Origin of the sequence: Roseiconus nitratireducens, from assembly GCF_008629675.1 — a bacterium.
GTDB lineage: Bacteria > Planctomycetota > Planctomycetia > Pirellulales > Pirellulaceae > Stieleria > Stieleria nitratireducens.
Genome location: NZ_VWOX01000102.1, coordinates 1 through 372, shown reverse-complemented (window position 1 = coordinate 372; position 372 = coordinate 1). Strand labels below are relative to the sequence as shown.

Here is a 372-nt window from a genome sequence, read left to right as displayed (position 1 = left end):
AAGTTTTGCTTCATGGAAATTGAGAAGCAAACCCACATTCAGGTTCATCAGGCGAAGGTGAGAAAGGGTTTGTGCCTTGTCGATCGGATGGATGGCTGACTTGGCTTTAAGCTCGATGACGATCAATTCTTCGACGAGCAAATCGGCGCGAAATGCACATGGGTCATGCAAATCGTCGTAGTCGAGGGCGACAGGCTTTTCTTCGACGACAGAGAATCCGCGTTTTCGAAGCTCATACGCCAGACATCGACGATAGACCGACTCCAATAAACCTGGTCCAAGCCTGCGATGCACGAAGATCGCGGCACCAATGATTGCATCGGTCAACTCATTCTCCGTCATTCGCCTATCGACCTACCGATTTCATAAGAG

Annotated in this window: 1 protein-coding gene; it reads right to left on the bottom strand. The window is 49.7% G+C overall.

What is annotated here, in order from left to right:
* Window positions 1-327: GxxExxY protein (locus FYK55_RS28845; RefSeq protein ID WP_235909062.1), on the bottom strand; the 327-nt coding region annotated here is incomplete at its 3' end.
* Between the last annotated feature and the right edge of the window lie 45 nt (window positions 328-372).